The sequence below is a fragment of the Aeromonas salmonicida genome (genome assembly GCF_028355655.1).
GTDB classification, from domain to species: domain Bacteria; phylum Pseudomonadota; class Gammaproteobacteria; order Enterobacterales; family Aeromonadaceae; genus Aeromonas; species Aeromonas salmonicida.
Genome location: NZ_CP110645.1, coordinates 1510389 through 1527220 on the forward strand (window position 1 = coordinate 1510389; position 16832 = coordinate 1527220).

Sequence of the window (16832 nt, forward strand, 5' to 3'; positions counted from 1 at the left end):
TTGATACCGAACAGCTTCACTTCCTCTGGAGGCGAGTGCCGCTGAGCTGCGTCCGGTGTTGCGGAGGTCAGCAAGATGGCTGATACCGATCAGGAACGTACCGAACAACCCACGGGCAAACGACTGCAACAGGCCCGGGAAAAAGGGCAGATTGCACGCTCCAAGGAGCTGGGTACCGCCAGCGTCCTGCTGGCAGCTGTTTTCGGTCTGCTGATGGTCAAGGAGAGTCTGGCCGGCGCCATGGTCAAGATCCTCACCATTGGATTTACTCTGGACCGGGATCAGGCTTTTGATCCCAACGCCATGGGCGCCATGTTGCCGGCCTTGCTAAGGGAGCTTGTCTATCCGCTTGGCCTGCTGTTCATGCTGGTGGCCATAGCGGCTTTCGTCGGCAATACCCTGCTGGGGGGGATGAATTTCTCCTCCGAGGCCATGATGCCAAAGTGGAGCAAGCTGAGCCCGCTCAGCGGTATCAAGCGGATGTTCGGGGTGCAGTCCCTGATCGAACTGGTCAAGTCCATTGCCAAGGTGGTCTTCATCAGTTTGTTTGCCTGGTGGATGTTGTCGAGCCAGTTCAACCATCTGCTCAACCTCTCCATGGAGGGGTTCCCCGGGGGCATCATAGATGCGCTGGACCTGCTGCTGTGGATGCTGATCATCCTCTGTTGTGCTCTCATCCCCATAGTGGCCATAGATGTACCCTTCCAGACCTGGAACCACACCCGCCAGCTCAAGATGACCAAGCAGGAAGTGAAAGACGAATTCAAGGACAGCGAAGGTAAACCCGAGGTGAAGGGACGGATACGGCAGTTGCAGATGCAGATGGCGATGCGACGCATGATGGGAGATGTGCCAAAGGCAGACGTCATCATCACCAACCCGACCCACTACTCGGTGGCGCTCAAATACGACATTGCCAAGCCGGGTGCCGCGCCCAAGGTAGTTGCCAAGGGGACAGATGAGATCGCAATGAAGATCAGGGAGATAGCCAGGGAGTACGAGATCCCCATCATGCCGTCCCCGGCACTCACCCGAGCTATCTTTCACTCCACCGAGATTGGGCACGAGATCCCGGAAGGCCTGTTTGCCGCCGTGGCCCAGGTGTTGGCTTATATTTATCAGCTCAAAAAATTCCGTCGTGGCAGCGGCCGGCGCCCCAATCCGATCGCCAAGGATCTGCCCATTCCGCCCGAATTTCGAAAATGACAAACTTCTGACGCAGTCAAAATAAAATCATTTAAAATCAATGCATTGAATTGTTGGCTTGATGTTTGCTTTAATCGGATACCAGCAGTTTAAGATTGAGAAAAACGATGAAATTCCAGGCATCATTGGGCCGATTGAAAGAGCACAGGGGATTGCTGACCAAGGGGGTGGGGACACCGCTGCTGGTGCTTGCGTCTCTTGGTATGGTCGTGCTGCCCATCCCGCCGCTGATGCTGGATGTCCTCTTCTCCTTCAATATTGCGCTTTCCATCGTGGTCTTGCTGGTCGCCGTCTATACCCGTCGCCCCCTCGAATTTGCTGCCTTTCCAACTGTTTTGCTGCTCGCTACCTTGTTGCGTCTGGCGCTCAACGTGGCGTCAACCCGGGTGGTTTTGCTGGAAGGTCATAATGGCAGCGCTGCAGCCGGTCATGTGATCGAGGCGTTCGGCAACGTGGTGATCGGCGGCAACTATGCGGTCGGTATCATCGTCTTTACGATCCTGATGATCATCAACTTTGTGGTCATCACCAAGGGTGCTGGGCGGATTGCAGAGGTGAGCGCCCGTTTCACCCTGGATGCCATGCCCGGCAAACAGATGGCCATCGACGCGGATTTGAACGCTGGTCTCATCAACCAGGAAGATGCCAAAAAACGTCGTCAGGATGTGACCCAGGAAGCCGACTTCTACGGCTCCATGGACGGCGCCTCCAAATTTGTGAAAGGGGATGCTATCGCGGGCATCATGATCCTCTTTATCAACATCATCGGCGGTTTCATCATCGGCATGATGCAGCACCAGCTCACCTTTGGTGAAGCGGCTGAAATATATACCCTGCTTGCCATTGGTGACGGTCTGGTTGCCCAGATCCCCTCCCTGCTGCTCTCCATCGCCGCTGCCATCATAGTGACCCGGCAGAATACGGATCAGGACATGGGCACGGCGGTACTGGGCCAGTTGTTTGACAATCCCAAGGCACTGACCATCTCGGCCGGCATCCTGCTGATGATGGGGCTGGTTCCCGGCATGCCACATTTTGCTTTCCTGAGCCTGGGAGCCATCTCTGCCACCGGAGCCTGGTGGCTGCTGCGCCGTGAGAAACGTGCTGCGGCCAAGGCCGCCAAGGGCGAGCTGATGCCTGCTACTTCAGAGCAGCCTCATGAGCAGAAAGAGCTGAGCTGGGACGATGTGATGCCGGTGGATATTATCGGGCTGGAGGTGGGCTATCAGCTCATCCCTCTGGTGGATCGCAATCAGGGCGGGGAACTGCTCAGCCGGATCAAAGGGGTGCGCAAGAAACTTTCTCAGGAGCTCGGCTTTCTGGTACCTGCCGTACATATTCGGGACAATCTGGATCTGGCGCCCAATCAATACCGCATCACCTTGATGGGGGTCAGTACCGGCGAGGCCAATGTTTACCATGATAAAGAGATGGCCATCAACCCGGGCCAGGTGTTCGGCCAGATCCAGGGCATTGCCACCCGGGATCCCGCCTTCGGGCTGGAGGCGGTGTGGGTCGCCAAGGAGCAGGTCTCCCAGGCGCAGACCCTGGGTTATACAGTGGTTGATACCGCGACAGTAGTCGCTACCCACTTGAGCCAGATCCTCTCCAACCATGCTGCCTTGCTGCTGGGGCATGACGAGGTGCAGCAACTGCTCGACATGATAGGGAAGCACCAGAGCAAACTGGTGGAAGGATTGGTTCCCGAGGTCATCAGCATGGGTAACCTGGTGAAGGTATTGCAGAATTTGCTCAATGAAGGCGTGCCAATCCGTGATATGCGCACTATCCTGCAGACCCTGGTGGAATATGCCCCGCGCAGCCCGGACCCGGAAGTGCTCACGGCCGCCTGCCGTATCGCCCTGCGCCGCCTGATAGTGCAGGAGATTGCCGGCCCGGATCCCGAGTTACCGGTGATCACATTGTCGCCAGAATTGGAACGTATATTGCATCAATCCCTGCAGGCAGGGGGTGGTGATGGCGCTGGCATAGAGCCGGGCCTGGCGGAGCGGATGCAGCGCTCGCTAGTGGAAGCCACTCAACGACAAGAACTGGAAGGCCAACCGGCCGTGCTTCTGACATCAGGGATACTGCGCAATACCCTGGCGAAATTTGTCAAGAATGCCATTCCTGGATTACGCGTTCTGTCTTATCAGGAAGTGCCTGATGACAAGCAAATCCGCATCGTCAGTGCGGTAGGACAGAACTAGTTAGCGGAGATGACGGGTGAAGATTAAGCGGTTTTTTGCCAAGGATATGAGAACGGCGCTGGCTGAGGTCAAGGAGACTCTCGGGCCCGATGCCGTCATCATGTCCAACAAGAAAGTCACCGGAGGGGTGGAGATAGTCGCCGCTGTCGATTATCAATCCCAGGTTCCGGGACCCAAAGATGCGCCGGTTCGCCGTCAGTTGAACGATGAGAGCGTCAATATATCGTCTGCCGGACGGCAGATGACGCGCCCTGTGCCCACCCCGGCCAAGGAACAGAACGAACACTATGCCGATACCCTGGCCGCGCTGCTGGCACGCCAGCAGAAGCTGAATCCATCCAACCCGGCCGGTCTCAACGGTGGGGCCCCGATGGCAGCTGCCGGATCCGCGCCTCGCACCCTGGCCGAACAGGGCCAGTGGGGAGCTGCGCCCGAGCCCGCCAAGCCCAAAGCCAGAGTGGCGACTCCGGGTCGTGCTCCCCAGCCTGCGCCGCGAGAGCAGGAGATGGAAGGGATGCGCAAGGAGATGGCCAGCATTCGCAAGCTGCTTGAGCACCAGATCTCCGGACTGATGTGGCAGGAAGTGGAACGCCGTGAACCTATGCGGGCCCTGCTCATCAAGGAACTCAAGAAGATAGGCTTTGACGATGCGTTTGCCGATCAGCTGGCGGGCCTTATCCCTGAGGATATGTCCATCCATCAGGCCATGGCCCAGTTGGCCGAGGTGCTGACCGCCCAGCTCAAGATCAGCGAAGACGACATTTTACGACAGGGTGGGGCCGTTGCCCTGCTCGGACCGACCGGGGTGGGCAAAACCACCACCATCGCCAAATTGGCGGCTCGTTTTGCCATGAAGTATGGCGCCGAGCAGGTGGCGCTCATCACCACGGACAATTACCGGATTGGTGCCCATGAACAGTTGCAGACCTATGGTCGCATCATGGGGTGTCCGGTTCGGCAGGTCAGGGATGCAGAAGAGCTGGCCAATGCCCTCTATCAGTTCCGCCATCGTCGGCTGGTACTCATCGATACCGCAGGGGTCGGGCAGCGGGATATACGGTTGACCGAGCAGCTCGATACCCTGGTGAAAAATGCCAAGGTTCGCATCCGCAGCTACCTGGTGATGTCAGCCACTTCCCAGCGTCGGGTGATGCAGGAGGCGGTGGACCATTTCCGGCGTATTCCACTAAGCGGCTGCATACTTACCAAATTGGATGAGAGTCTGAATCTGGGCGAAGTGATTAACGTGTGTATCCAGAATGCATTGCCTATCAGCTATATCACTGATGGACAAAGGGTTCCGGAAGATATTCAAGTTGCCAATGCGGCGCAGCTCGTCGGGGCTGCCATGGGCTCGCTGGAGCAGGAAACAGAAGAACCCTATTTCTGGGGGGCAGGCTTTGGCGAGGCCGAAGATTCGGAGTTTTATGAGTAACATACATATGGATCAGGCGAGTGGTCTGCGCAAAATGCGTCAAAACAATCGAGTAAAAGTGATCGCCGTTTCCGGTGGCAAGGGGGGCGTGGGCAAGACCAACGTGACCCTGAACGTGGCGGGTGCCATGGCCGCCCAAGGCAAACGGGTGATGGTGCTGGACGCCGACCTTGGCCTTGCTAACGTTGACGTCATGCTGGGGCTGCGGGTACACCGCAACCTCTCCCATGTGCTGGCCGGCGAGTGCACCATAGACGACATCATAGTCGAGGGGCCCTACGGCATGATGATAGTGCCGGCGACATCAGGTACCCAGTCCATGGTGGAACTCTCCCCGGTGCAGCATGCCGAGCTTATCCGCGCCTTCAGCGAGATGAAGACTCAGGTCGATATCCTGATGGTGGATACGGCGGCGGGCATTTCCGAGATGGTGCTGAGTTTCACTCGCGCCGCTCAGGACATCATGATAGTGGTGTGCGACGAGCCAACCTCCATCACGGATGCCTATGCGCTGATCAAGATCCTCTCGAAGGATCACGGCGTGTTTCGCTTCAAGGTGGTGGCCAATATGGTGCGCAGCCTGCGCGAAGGGCAGGAGCTCTATGCCAAGCTGACCCGTGTAACCGATCGTTTTCTGGACACCTCGCTGGAGCTGGTGGCCTGCGTGCCTTACGACACCAACTTGCGGGCTGCCGTGCGCAAGCAGAAGCTGATTGTCGAAGCCTTCCCCAAGTCACCTGCAGCGCTGGCGTTTCGCGCCCTCGCCAACAAGGCGGCAAGCTGGCCCATTCCTAACCAACCCGGCGGTCATCTCGAATTTTTCCTGGAAAATTTGCTGCAAAAGCCGGTCATAGCACAGGAAGGTTCCCGTGAATAAAGCCCAAGCGTACTTGCGTCATCAGGATTCCTATGTGCTGGTCGAGCGTCATGCTCCACTGGTGAAGCGGATTGCCCAGCATTTATTGGCTCGCCTGCCAAGCAGTGTCTTGCTGGATGACCTGATCCAGGCAGGTATGATTGGGCTGCTCGAAGCTTCCCGCAACTTTGACGGCAGCAAGGGCGCCAGTTTTGAGACCTACGCCGGGATCCGCATCCGTGGCTCCATGCTCGACGAGATTCGGCGGGGCGACTGGGTGCCGCGTTCCGTGCATCGCAACAGCCGTGCCATCGCCGAAGCCATCGAAAATGTTGAACAAGCACATGGCCGTGATGCCCGCGATACCGAGGTGGCGGTCCAGATGGGGGTCAGTCTCGGCGAGTATCACACCATGCTGCAGGATGTCTCCTGCGGCAAGATCATCGGCATCGAGGACCTGGGGGTCAGCGAGGATGTGATTGGTCATCCCGACGATGCTGGAGGCAACAGTGGTTTTGACGAACTGGCAGCCGAGCGTTTTCAAGGTGCTCTTGCCGAACACATTGGACGCTTGCCGGAACGGGAAGCGTTGGTGCTCTCCCTTTACTACGATGAAGAACTGAACTTGCGTGAAATAGGCGAGGTATTGAACGTAAGCGAGTCTCGTGTGAGCCAGATACACAGTCAGGCGATGCACAGATTACGCGCTCGTTTAAGAGATTGGCATGTATAAGTGTTTGTACTAGCTACACTGAAACAAAACTCTAAGGCATAATCCGCAAAACAAAACCTGCGATCTGCATCATGTAAGTGAGCCGCTATGGCGGCTATTTAGGAGGGAATTTTGGACAAGAACATGAAAATCCTCATTGTTGACGATTTTTCAACGATGCGCCGGATTATCAAGAACTTGCTGCGTGACTTGGGATTTAACAATACCCACGAAGCAGATGACGGCAACACGGCTTTGCCAATGTTGAAAAATGGTGATTATCAGTTCGTGGTCACCGACTGGAACATGCCTGGTATGCAAGGTATCGACTTGCTCAAGGCGATTCGCGTCGATGACAAACTCAAGCATCTGCCGGTGCTGATGGTAACGGCTGAAGCCAAGCGCGAACAGATCATTGAAGCCGCCCAGGCGGGCGTCAATGGCTATATCGTCAAGCCTTTCACCGCTGCAACGCTCAAAGAGAAACTCGACAAAATCTTTGAACGAATCGGCTAAGGAGCAGCAGGGATGAAGGCCAAAACGAGTGCAATGATTTCGCTCGATCAGGCAAGGATGCTTGTTGCCCATCTTGAGCAAGGCGAATTTGAACAGGCCGATACCATCATTGCTGATGCATGTGCCCCCAATGCCGCCGCTCTGTTTGACAAAGTGGGTCAATTGACCCGACAACTGCATGATTCCCTACAGGATTTCCGGCTGGATCCGCGGATCCCCGACCTGGCGACCCATGATATTCCCGATGCACGGGAGCGTCTCAGCTACGTTATCGACATGACTGACAAGGCAGCCAACCGCACCATGGATGCGGTGGAAGCCAGCCTGCCGATTGCTGACAGGCTCAATGACAATATTCAGCTGGTTCTGCCCAACTGGAATGCCCTGATGAGCAGGGACATGAATGTCGGACAATTTAAGTCTTTATGTCACCAACTGGATGATTTTATTAAGGCTTCTGAATCTGATGCCGATAAATTACGGCAACTGCTGACAGAAATCCTGATGGCGCAAGATTTTCAGGATTTGACCGGCCAGATGATCCGCAAGGTCATCAAGCTGGTTCAGGAAGTTGAAACAAAATTAATAGAAATGCTGACTATGTTTGGTGAGGCTGCGGCTGAGCATTCATCTCAACGCCTTCCTGTAAGCGGGATTGAAGCCGAAGGCCCCATCATGAACCCTGAGACGCGTTCCGATGTGGTCAATGGTCAGGATGATGTGGACGATCTGCTGTCTAGCCTGGGATTCTAATGGAGTGACGCATGGCCTTCGAAGTTGATGAAGACATACTGCAAGACTTTTTGGTCGAAGCATCCGAAATATTGGAACAGTTGTCCGAACAACTGGTCGACTTGGAAAAGCGACCCGATGACAAGAATCTGTTGAATGCCATATTTCGAGGCTTTCATACCGTTAAAGGCGGCGCCGGTTTTCTCTCTCTGGGAGAATTGGTAGACGTCTGTCACGGTGCCGAAAACGTGTTCGACATCTTGCGCAATGGCAAGCGAACCGTCACTGCCGAGTTGATGGATGTCATTTTGCAGGCACTAGACGCCATCAATGTGATGTTCGCCCAGGTGCAGAATCGCGAACCACCAAGCCCTGCATCCGCCGAAATCCTGCATGATCTGCATGAGCTCTGCAAGCCCGAGGGGCAAGAGCAGCTGCTGACTGCCTCCGCTGGCAATAATGCCCCTGCCCAGGGGGAAGAACCGGTTGAGACTGTTGTCGTGGTTTCCGAACCCGAGACGGTTGCTGCACCATTGCCCGTTAATGGTGGTGGCTCCATCGATGAAATCTCTGCCGATGAGTTCGAGCGTTTGCTCGATGAATTGCATGGTGCTGGTGGGGCGCCGACCCCGGTTGCCAATTCTATATTGACCGGCACCGGTGACATCACTGACGACGAGTTCGAAGCCTTGCTCGACCAGTTGCATGGTCAGGGTCAGCATAGCGGTGCCCTCGAGGTCAACCCCTTGACGTCGGTACAAAAAGAAGTCGACGAACTTATCGATGACGATGAGTTCGAGCGTCTGCTTGATGAGCTGCATGGTCGTGGCCAGGGACCGAAAACCAGTATCACGCCACTTGCAGCACCGGTAGCCGCCGCCCCAACACCAGCAGCTCCGATGAGCGCTGCTCCCGCGGCCAAGCCGACGCCTGCACCTGCACCAAAACCCGCCGCCGCGCCGGCTGCTGCCGCAAAACCGGCACTAGCCCCCGTCAAACAACCGTCAGCACCGGCAGAAAATGCAGTGCAAAGCGATACCACGGTTCGGGTAGATACCAAGACACTTGACGTCATCATGAACATGGTGGGTGAGCTGGTGCTGGTTCGTAATCGTCTGGTGAGCCTCGGCATCGCCAGCAACGATGAAGATATGTCAAAAGCGGTTGCCAATCTGGACGTGGTGACGGCCGATCTGCAAGGCGCGGTAATGAAAACCCGCATGCAGCCCATCAAAAAAGTATTTGGTCGCTTCCCGCGCGTCGTGCGCGATCTGGCTCGCACTCTCAAGAAAGACATTGAGCTGGTGATGGTCGGGGAAGAGACTGACCTGGATAAAAACCTGGTCGAGGCCCTGGCCGATCCGCTGGTTCACTTGGTGCGCAACTCCTGTGACCATGGGGTCGAGATGCCGGATGTTCGTGAAAAAGCGGGCAAGCCACGTCAGGGTACCATTACCCTGAGTGCCTCCCAGCAGGGTGACCACATCCTGCTTTGTATCGAGGATGATGGTGCCGGCATGGATCCGGAGAAGCTCAAGTCCATCGCCATCAGTCGTGGTGTGCTGGATGCAGACAGTGCGGCTCGTATGAGTGACAACGATGCCTACAACCTGATTTTTGCGCCTGGTTTCTCTACCAAGTCAGAGATATCCGATATTTCAGGCCGTGGTGTCGGTATGGATGTGGTGAAAACCAGTATTGTGAGCCTGAATGGCTCCGTCTATATCGATTCAACCTGGGGTAAAGGGACCCGCCTCGAGATCAAGGTGCCTTTGACGCTGGCGATCTTGCCGACGCTGATGGTGGAAGTGGGTGAACAGACGTTTGCCTTGCCGCTGGGGTGTGTGAACGAGATTTTCCATCTGGACCTCAAGAAGGCCAACGTGGTGGATGGTCAGCTCACTATCATAGTGCGTGACAAGGCCATTCCGCTCTTTTACCTGCACAAGTGGCTGGTGAAAGGGACGAACAAGAAATCACGGCAGGATACGGGCCATGTGGTGATAGTGCAGATTGGCACTCAGCAGATAGGTTTTGTCGTGGATAACCTGATTGGCCAGGAAGAGGTGGTGATCAAGCCGCTGGACAACCTGTTGCAAGGAACCCCTGGCATGGCCGGGGCCACCATCACCAGTGATGGTGGTATCGCACTCATTCTGGATGTGCCGAGTCTGCTCAAAGCGTATGCGCGTAGACATTGATAGCTCAGGCCCAAGGAGTTAGAAAAATAACAATGGCAGTCAAGGTACTAGTTGTCGACGATTCGAGCTTCTTCCGCCGCCGGGTCAGTGAAATCATCAATCAGGATCCCATGCTGACGGTGATAGACACGGCCCAAAATGGACGGGAGGCAGTAGACAAAGCGCTGGCTCTGCGGCCTGATGTGATCACCATGGACATAGAGATGCCCGTGATGGATGGCATCAGCGCCGTACGCGAGATCATGGCCAAGTGTCCCACTCCGATCCTGATGTTCTCCTCTCTGACCCATGAAGGGGCCAAGGCCACGCTCGATGCGCTGGATGCCGGTGCTCTCGACTTTCTGCCCAAGAAATTTGAAGACATTGCCCGTGACAAGGATGAGGCGATCCGGCTGTTGCAACAACGGGTCAAGGATATTTCGCGCAAGCGCTTCCTGATGGCGGCACCAGCTCGAGCCAAAGCGCCGGAACCTGCTGCTCGCAGCCCATTGGGCAGTTCGCTGTCACGTCCTGGTGATCGTCAGGCCGAGCCACAGCGGAGTGTGCCGGCGGCGGCGTTCAAGCGCAGTGGCAAGACTTATCAGTTGGTGGCTATCGGTACCTCCACCGGCGGCCCGGTTGCACTGCAAAATGTGTTGACCAAGCTGCCCGCTGATTTTCCTCACCCCATATTGCTTATCCAGCATATGCCGGCGACCTTTACCGCCGCCTTTGCCGCTCGTCTCAATGGCCTGTGCCAGATCGGGGTCAAAGAGGCGGAAGATGGTGATGTGCTTAAACCCGGCCATGCCTATCTGGCGCCCGGTGGTAAGCAGATGCTGCTGGAAGGGCGTGGTGTCGGAGCCCGTATCCGGATTGTCGAGGGTAACGACAAGGTCAACTACAAGCCTTGTGTCGATATTACCTTTGCTTCAGCGGCCAAAACCTATGCCGACAAGGTGCTTGCCATAGTGTTGACCGGCATGGGGGCCGATGGCCGGGATGGCGCTCGCCTGCTCAAGGAACAGGGCTCTACTATCTGGGCTCAGGATGAAGCGTCCTGTGTCGTATATGGTATGCCGCAAGCCGTCGCCAAGGCGGGTATCGCCACTGAGTCACTGCCGCTGGATCGGGTAGCACAGCGTATTCTGGTTGAGCTGGGTCGCTAAAGATGGGGATGTTCGGCCTGATCCTGGCTTTGGGAGCCATTGCCATTGCCCAGTTGTGGCATGGCGGCACCCTGCTCACCCTGCTCGATGGCCCTGCCTTTGTCATCGTGGTGGGTGGCACCTGGGGCGCGGTCATTTTGCAGACACCACGCAAATATCTGCTCGAAGCAATCAGGCAGTTGCGCTGGATGTTGATCCCTCCTGCCTGGGATCTGCTCAATCAAGCCGAGCGGCTGCAGGGATGGGCTGTATTTGCCCGCCAGCAGGGACTGTTGGCGCTGGAAAATCAGGCCGATCAGGAGAGTGACGAGTTCACCCGTCAGGGTCTCACCATGATAGTGGACGGGGTATCGATAGAGGATATCCGCATGTTGCTGGAAGCGGACATCGATATCGAGCAGGAGCGCAACGAGCACTCCGCCAGGGTCTTTGAGGCCATGGGGGGATATAGTCCGACCATTGGCATCATAGGTGCAGTGATAGGTCTGATCCAGGCCATGTTCAATCTGGAAGATCCCGCTGCTCTTGGTGCCGGAATTGCCGTTGCCTTTGTTGCCACCATCTATGGGGTCGGCTTTGCCAACCTCTTTTATCTACCGATTGCCAATCGTCTGCGCGCCTTTCACTATCATTACGCTCTGTTTCAGGAGATGACGCTGGAAGGTTTGATGGCGATTGCTCACGGCGAAAATGGCCCGCAGGTTGAACGGCGGTTGAAGGCTTATCTGAAAGGAGAGTAGCCATGCGCAAGCGCTATCGTTTGCACCTGCAAGGTCGAGAGCACCTCGATCGATGGCTGGTTTCCTATGCCGACTATATGACGCTGATCTTTGCTCTGTTCGTGGTGCTCTACTCGGTGGCGCTGGTCAACAAGGACAAGTATCGCGCCGTCATTGATGGCATGACTCAGGCTTTCAGCGTCATGCCGCCACGCAGCGATGGCTTGCTGGAAGGGCAGGGGACATCCCTGTTGAACGGCGAGGTCTCTGCCACATCTGCAGTGCTGGAGAGTGCCAGACAAGACTCCCCTTCGATTGCTCCCATTTCTGGTGTTCCCATCAAGCAAGATGGTACGACTCTTGCGACGATAGATACCCAATTGCAAGAAAACATGGGCTCACTGGTGGAGGCGGGGGTAGTCAAGCTCACGCTGGATGACAACTGGTTGACGGTAGAGCTGAGCTCTGGACTCTTGTTTGGTAGTGGCAGTGCCTTTATGAGCACTAATGCCGAGCCTGTGCTCAATACTCTTTCAAGTATTCTCAAACCGGTCGATAACTATGTGAGAGTGCGAGGCTACACAGATAACCAGCAGATAAATAATGAAATTTTCCGTTCCAACTGGACGTTGTCAGCGGCAAGAGCGGAGGCCGTGCTCACTGCTCTCATTGCCAAGGGAGTTGCCCCCCAGCGACTTGCTTACGAGGCCTACGGCGAGTTTTCTCCCTTTACCGGGAATGACAGCGAACAGGGACGTTTACAGAATCGCAAGGTGGTGGTCGCTATTTCCAAGTTCGCCTGGGTGCCACCCGCCCCCGCTCCCGTCAAGCCTGTGACGGTGGAGCCGGTTCCCGCAGTGCAACAGGCAGTCGAGGCAGGCGAGGTCAAGGTGATCACTCTGCCAGGTGGTGGCATACGTATAACAACAAGGCAGGATTGATACAGTGATTGTTTGGACGGTTGCCAACCAAAAAGGTGGGGTCGGTAAAACCACCACAGTGGTCTCGTTAGCCGGTATTCTGGCTCAGCGCGGACAGCGGGTGCTATTGATTGACACTGACCCCCATGCTTCCTTGACTGCATATCTCGACTTTGATTCAGACCGGCTGGACGGCACTCTCTATGAGTTGTTTCAGGCTGCCAAACCTACTGCCGAGCTGGTCAATAAACTGACGCTGAGAACCAAATTCGAAAATATCCATCTTCTGCCGGCTTCCATCACATTGGCTACCCTGGATCGGGTGATGGGAAACCGGGAAGGGATGGGATTGGTGATCAAGCGTGCCCTGCTGCGTATTCAGGATCAGTATGACTATGTGCTCATCGATTGCCCGCCGGTGTTGGGCGTCATGATGGTCAACGCTCTGGCGGCCTGTGATCGGATACTGGTACCGGTACAAACCGAATTTCTGGCGCTCAAGGGGCTGGAGCGGATGATGAAAACTTTCGAAATCATGCAACGCTCCAAGCGGGAGAAGTTCCGCTTCACCGTGATCCCCACCATGTTTGACAAGCGAACCCGCGCCTCCCTGATGACCCTGAAGTCCATCAAGGAACAACATGGCGATGCCGTATGGAACGCCGTCATCCCCATCGATACCAAGTTTCGGGATGCCAGTTTGCTCCACATTCCCCCTTCTATTTATTCGCCGAGCAGCCGCGGCACTTATGCCTATGAGACTTTGCTCAACTATCTTGATGCCCAGGAGCGTCAACGTGCTCATGAGGTGACATCATGAGAGACACAACTCAAGTGAGGGCAATGGATGATTACTTCCATTCCTTGTTGCTGGATGAGGTCCTGCTGACGGAGCCGTCAGAAGAGCTTGAACCTGCGCCCGTGATCTTGTTGCAACGCCAGCCTCTGGCTGCTCCCGAGGTAGTCGTTCAACCCTATCTGGAAGCGGATGAACGGCTCGAACAGCTGAGCGAGTTGCTCGCCCAGGTGGGTCAGGTGCAGTTTGAAATGGATGCCCTGAGCCATGAAGAGGTCGTCAGCGAGCCCTTGCAGATCGAGGCTGAAGATGCCTTGTTGCCGGTTGAGCCTGTCTGGCCAGAGGAGATGCCGGCCCCGGCGGTGGTCGAACCGGCAACGTTGGTGATGACAGAAACGACGGTAGAGCTGGCGCCTCAAGAAGCGGTGGCACCATCGACCTGGGAAAACATCGATACCGGCAAGGAATTTCAGGCGCTGTTCTTCGAAGTTGCTGGCGTCACCTTTGCAGTGCCCCTGACCGAGCTTGGCGGGATCCATCAGATGGGCGAAGTCTCGTCGCTGTTTGGTCAGCCCGACTGGTATCGTGGCATCATGACTTCCCGCGAGCAGAAGATGAACGTGGTGGATACCGCGCAGTGGGTGATGCCGGGTCAGCACCTGGAGATACCGGATTACAAGTATCTGATCATGTTGGGTGAATCTCCCTGGGGGCTTGCCTGCCATCATCTGAAAGGCACGGAGTTATTGCATCGTGATCAGGTCAAATGGCGCCATCAGGAGGGTAAACGCCCCTGGCTGGCTGGCATGGTCAAGGAGAAGATGTGCGCCCTGCTGCATGTCAGGGAATTGCTCCTGTTGCTGGAGCGCGGGGTCAACATAGAAGGTCGCTGATAACTTCTGCACTTGTGCTGTTTTATTGCTAGTTTTACCAGTAGACGTTTTCATAAAAGGAATAAAAACATGACAGAAAAGCGCAATATTGCACAGAATCTGGCCGAAGATGAAGTGCTGCAATGGGTCACCTTCCAGCTGGAAAATGAAACCTACGGCATCAACGTGATGCAGGTGCAGGAGGTGTTGCGCTACACCGAAATCGCCCCTGTGCCGGGTGCGCCCGAGTATGTGCTGGGTATCATCAACCTGCGCGGCAATGTGGTGACCGTCATCGACACCCGTTCCCGTTTCGGCCTGCCTTCCGGCGATGTGAGCGAGAACTCGCGCATCGTCATCATCGAGGCGGAGAAGCAGGTGATTGGTATCATGGTCGACAGTGTGGCCGAGGTGGTCTATCTGCGTTCCTCCGAGATTGATGCCGCCCCTGCGGTGGGTACCGAAGAGAGCGCTAAGTTCATTCAGGGTGTCAGCAACCGTGATGGTCAACTGCTGATCCTGGTCGATCTGAACAAGCTGCTCTCCGATGAAGAGTGGGAAGATATTGGTTCCCTCTGATAGAAAGGTGATGTTTTGATTATTGAAATAGCTGCCTTGGGGGTGTCCTTGTTGGCGTTGGTGCTTGCCCTGTACGGGGTGATCAGCAGCCGACGTGGCCAACGAGAGTCCGAGGCCAGGGTGGAGACGCTGCAAGGCCAGCTCGAGAGTCTGCGCAAGCAGATGATGGAACTGCACACGGGGGCCATCGGCATGGGCCAACGTTTGCAGTCGGTCGAAGGGGCCATGCAGCAGGTCAACGATCGCCAGCAGGAGCTGACCCTGCAGGATCCGGAACGCCGCCTTTACAGCCGTGCCGCCAAGATGGTCGAGCTGGGTGCCGACCTCGACGAGGTCATGAACGAGTGCGAATTGCCAAAGGCCGAGGCTGAACTCTTGATTTCATTGCGAAAAGGCCGCTCATAAATCATCGGGAAGGCGCTCGCCTTCCTGATTTTCATCTCCCGCTTTGCGCGCCGAAAAGGCGGGATCTTCCCCACAAATCCTGCTGATAATTGGCATCTTTGAAAAGACGCATTCTAATACTGTGTTAATATGCAGGCCGCCTCTTTTCATCTGATTACATCCTCATGCTGCTTCAAGTTAACAATCTGAGCTGCGTGCGTGAAGATCGCACTCTGTTTGAACACCTCTCCTTTGCGGTGGCTCCCGGCGATCTGGTGCAGATTGAAGGTCCCAATGGCGTGGGCAAGACCAGCCTGTTGCGCCTCTTGACGGGTCTGTCCCAGCCGTTTGCCGGTGAAGTGTGCTGGAATGGCGAAAATATCCGCCACTGTCGCGATGAATATCATGCCAACCTGCTCTATCTGGGCCATCAGCCCGGTGTCAAGGCGGCGCTGACACCGCTCGAAAATCTCGCCTTCTATCAGAAACTGCATCATCCGACCCAAACCGGGGTGGATCTGTGGCGAGTGCTGGCCCAGGTCGGGCTTGCCGGTTTCGAGGACAATCCCAGCGGACAACTCTCCGCCGGTCAGCAGCGCCGGGTGGCACTGGCAAGGCTTTGGCTCAGTGATAAACCGGCGCTCTGGATCCTGGATGAGCCCTTTACCGCCATCGACAAGCAGGGGGTCAAGGTACTGGAACGCCTCTTCCTGGCCCACGCCGAGCGGGGAGGCATGGTGATCCTCACCACCCACCAGGACATGACTCTGATGCAGGGACGGTTGAAGACCCTGTCGCTGACCCCTTTGCTGCAGGAGTAGCTTGATGTTGCGCGCCGTAATCCAGCTTATTCACCGCGAGTTGCTGATGGCTCTGCGCCAGCGCTCCGACATTTTAAACCCGCTCTGGTTTTTCCTGATCGTCATCACCCTGTTTCCCCTCGGCATAGGCCCTGAGCCCAAGCTGCTGGCTCGCATTGCCCCTGGTATCATCTGGGTGGCCGCCTTGCTGGCGGCTATGCTCTCGCTCGAGCGGCTGTTTCGGGATGATTTCAGCGATGGGGCGCTTGAGCAGATGATGCTGATGCCTCATCCCCTCGGGCTGTTGGCGCTGGCAAAAGTGATCGCTCACTGGTTGCTGACCGGACTGCCACTGCTGCTGATCTCACCGCTGCTTGCCATCCTGTTGTCGCTGGACATGAACTCCTATCTAGCCGTGGTCGCGACCCTGGCGCTGGGAACCCCTGTGCTGAGCCTGCTAGGGGCAGTCGGCGTCGCCCTGACGGTGGGGCTGCGCAAGGGCGGTGTCTTGCTGAGCCTGCTGATCCTGCCGCTCTATATTCCGGTACTGATTTTTGCCACCTCCGCCATCGATGCGGCGGGGATGGGCTTGCCCTATGCTGGCCAGCTCGCTATTTTGGCCGCCATGCTGGTGGGGGCTTTGACCCTGACTCCGCTGGCAGTATCGGCGGCGCTCAGGGTCAGCCTGAACTGACGATGGACATGAGCACAGGGCTCCTGATGGGTCATTGTGGAAAAATAATGTT

At 56.2% G+C, this 16832-nt stretch carries 18 protein-coding genes; 17 read left to right on the forward strand and 1 reads right to left on the reverse strand.

Features of this window, described 5'->3' with window-relative positions; all coding sequences use genetic code 11:
• Positions 1-75: 75 nt before the first annotated feature.
• The 15 genes from flhB (at position 76) to ONZ54_RS07425 (ending at position 15307) form a co-directional block, all read left to right on the forward strand.
• Entirely contained in the window at positions 76-1206 is a 1131-nt protein-coding gene (flhB, locus tag ONZ54_RS07355) for a flagellar biosynthesis protein FlhB (protein ID WP_058395678.1), read from the forward strand.
• A gap of 107 nt (positions 1207-1313) precedes the next feature.
• Complete coding sequence (gene flhA / locus ONZ54_RS07360; RefSeq protein WP_042468828.1) at positions 1314-3416, forward strand: flagellar biosynthesis protein FlhA; 2103 nt, start codon at positions 1314-1316, stop codon at positions 3414-3416.
• Positions 3417-3432: 16 nt separating this feature from the next.
• Complete coding sequence (flhF, locus tag ONZ54_RS07365) at positions 3433-4851, forward strand: flagellar biosynthesis protein FlhF (protein WP_021138444.1); 1419 nt, start codon at positions 3433-3435, stop codon at positions 4849-4851.
• A complete protein-coding gene (locus ONZ54_RS07370; protein WP_034523505.1) occupies positions 4844-5728 on the forward strand; it encodes a MinD/ParA family protein in 885 nt (294 codons plus the stop codon). The genes flhF and ONZ54_RS07370 overlap by 8 nt, the downstream gene beginning before the upstream one ends.
• Positions 5721-6440, forward strand: a complete 720-nt coding sequence (locus tag ONZ54_RS07375) for an RNA polymerase sigma factor FliA (protein WP_005319297.1) — start codon at positions 5721-5723, stop codon at positions 6438-6440. The genes ONZ54_RS07370 and ONZ54_RS07375 overlap by 8 nt, the downstream gene beginning before the upstream one ends.
• A 123-nt stretch (positions 6441-6563) precedes the next feature.
• Positions 6564-6935, forward strand: coding sequence for a chemotaxis response regulator CheY (cheY, locus tag ONZ54_RS07380; RefSeq protein WP_425267348.1), 372 nt, complete (start codon positions 6564-6566; stop codon positions 6933-6935).
• 12 nt (positions 6936-6947) lie between these two features.
• Positions 6948-7688, forward strand: coding sequence for a protein phosphatase CheZ (locus ONZ54_RS07385; protein WP_005319293.1), 741 nt, complete (start codon positions 6948-6950; stop codon positions 7686-7688).
• Positions 7689-7699: 11 nt separating this feature from the next.
• Positions 7700-9868, forward strand: a complete 2169-nt coding sequence (locus ONZ54_RS07390) for a chemotaxis protein CheA (RefSeq protein ID WP_271787818.1) — start codon at positions 7700-7702, stop codon at positions 9866-9868.
• Positions 9869-9900: 32 nt separating this feature from the next.
• The gene (locus ONZ54_RS07395; protein WP_021140838.1) at positions 9901-11016 is read left to right on the forward strand and encodes a protein-glutamate methylesterase/protein-glutamine glutaminase; all 1116 of its coding nucleotides are present in this window, start codon (positions 9901-9903) and stop codon (positions 11014-11016) included.
• A gap of 2 nt (positions 11017-11018) precedes the next feature.
• Entirely contained in the window at positions 11019-11756 is a 738-nt protein-coding gene (locus ONZ54_RS07400; RefSeq protein WP_034524367.1) for a flagellar motor protein, read from the forward strand.
• Positions 11757-11758: 2 nt separating this feature from the next.
• Positions 11759-12676, forward strand: a complete 918-nt coding sequence (locus tag ONZ54_RS07405; RefSeq protein WP_021140840.1) for a flagellar motor protein MotB — start codon at positions 11759-11761, stop codon at positions 12674-12676.
• A gap of 4 nt (positions 12677-12680) precedes the next feature.
• Positions 12681-13475: a ParA family protein gene (locus ONZ54_RS07410; RefSeq protein WP_011898511.1), complete on the forward strand. Its 795-nt coding sequence runs from the start codon at positions 12681-12683 to the stop codon at positions 13473-13475.
• Positions 13472-14344 (forward strand): chemotaxis protein CheW, encoded by an 873-nt coding sequence (locus ONZ54_RS07415; RefSeq protein ID WP_271787819.1) that lies wholly within the window; start codon positions 13472-13474, stop codon positions 14342-14344. The genes ONZ54_RS07410 and ONZ54_RS07415 overlap by 4 nt, the downstream gene beginning before the upstream one ends.
• A 69-nt stretch (positions 14345-14413) precedes the next feature.
• Positions 14414-14902, forward strand: coding sequence for a chemotaxis protein CheW (locus ONZ54_RS07420; RefSeq protein WP_005298836.1), 489 nt, complete (start codon positions 14414-14416; stop codon positions 14900-14902).
• 18 nt (positions 14903-14920) lie between these two features.
• The gene (locus ONZ54_RS07425; protein ID WP_043134707.1) at positions 14921-15307 is read left to right on the forward strand and encodes a DUF2802 domain-containing protein; all 387 of its coding nucleotides are present in this window, start codon (positions 14921-14923) and stop codon (positions 15305-15307) included.
• Here ONZ54_RS07425 and ONZ54_RS07430 read toward each other — a convergent pair.
• The gene (locus ONZ54_RS07430) at positions 15302-15457 is read right to left on the reverse strand and encodes a hypothetical protein (RefSeq protein ID WP_155601922.1); all 156 of its coding nucleotides are present in this window, start codon (positions 15455-15457) and stop codon (positions 15302-15304) included. The two genes, ONZ54_RS07425 and ONZ54_RS07430, sit on opposite strands and share 6 nt — an antisense overlap.
• A gap of 14 nt (positions 15458-15471) precedes the next feature.
• On the opposite strand from ONZ54_RS07430, the gene ccmA reads away from it, so the two are divergent.
• Both ccmA and ccmB read left to right on the forward strand, forming a co-directional pair.
• The gene (ccmA, locus tag ONZ54_RS07435) at positions 15472-16107 is read left to right on the forward strand and encodes a cytochrome c biogenesis heme-transporting ATPase CcmA (protein ID WP_005319269.1); all 636 of its coding nucleotides are present in this window, start codon (positions 15472-15474) and stop codon (positions 16105-16107) included.
• Positions 16108-16111: 4 nt separating this feature from the next.
• Positions 16112-16780 (forward strand): heme exporter protein CcmB, encoded by a 669-nt coding sequence (ccmB, locus tag ONZ54_RS07440; RefSeq protein WP_021140844.1) that lies wholly within the window; start codon positions 16112-16114, stop codon positions 16778-16780.
• Positions 16781-16832 lie beyond the last annotated feature (52 nt).

What these genes read in the sequence shown, in the direction of transcription:
- flhB (WP_058395678.1), top strand. Translation starts at nt 76, where the DNA reads ATGGCTGATACCGATCAGGAACGTACCGAACAACCCACGGGCAAACGA.
- flhA (WP_042468828.1), top strand. Translation starts at nt 1,314, where the DNA reads ATGAAATTCCAGGCATCATTGGGCCGATTGAAAGAGCACAGGGGATTG.
- ONZ54_RS07370 (WP_034523505.1), top strand. Translation starts at nt 4,844, where the DNA reads ATGAGTAACATACATATGGATCAGGCGAGTGGTCTGCGCAAAATGCGT.
- cheY (WP_425267348.1), top strand. Translation starts at nt 6,564, where the DNA reads ATGAAAATCCTCATTGTTGACGATTTTTCAACGATGCGCCGGATTATC.
- ONZ54_RS07385 (WP_005319293.1), top strand. Translation starts at nt 6,948, where the DNA reads ATGAAGGCCAAAACGAGTGCAATGATTTCGCTCGATCAGGCAAGGATG.
- ONZ54_RS07390 (WP_271787818.1), top strand. Translation starts at nt 7,700, where the DNA reads ATGGCCTTCGAAGTTGATGAAGACATACTGCAAGACTTTTTGGTCGAA.
- ONZ54_RS07395 (WP_021140838.1), top strand. Translation starts at nt 9,901, where the DNA reads ATGGCAGTCAAGGTACTAGTTGTCGACGATTCGAGCTTCTTCCGCCGC.
- ONZ54_RS07400 (WP_034524367.1), top strand. Translation starts at nt 11,019, where the DNA reads ATGGGGATGTTCGGCCTGATCCTGGCTTTGGGAGCCATTGCCATTGCC.
- ONZ54_RS07405 (WP_021140840.1), top strand. Translation starts at nt 11,759, where the DNA reads ATGCGCAAGCGCTATCGTTTGCACCTGCAAGGTCGAGAGCACCTCGAT.
- ONZ54_RS07415 (WP_271787819.1), top strand. Translation starts at nt 13,472, where the DNA reads ATGAGAGACACAACTCAAGTGAGGGCAATGGATGATTACTTCCATTCC.
- ONZ54_RS07420 (WP_005298836.1), top strand. Translation starts at nt 14,414, where the DNA reads ATGACAGAAAAGCGCAATATTGCACAGAATCTGGCCGAAGATGAAGTG.
- ONZ54_RS07430 (WP_155601922.1), bottom strand. Translation starts at nt 15,457, where the DNA reads ATGAAAAGAGGCGGCCTGCATATTAACACAGTATTAGAATGCGTCTTT.
- ccmA (WP_005319269.1), top strand. Translation starts at nt 15,472, where the DNA reads ATGCTGCTTCAAGTTAACAATCTGAGCTGCGTGCGTGAAGATCGCACT.
- ccmB (WP_021140844.1), top strand. Translation starts at nt 16,112, where the DNA reads ATGTTGCGCGCCGTAATCCAGCTTATTCACCGCGAGTTGCTGATGGCT.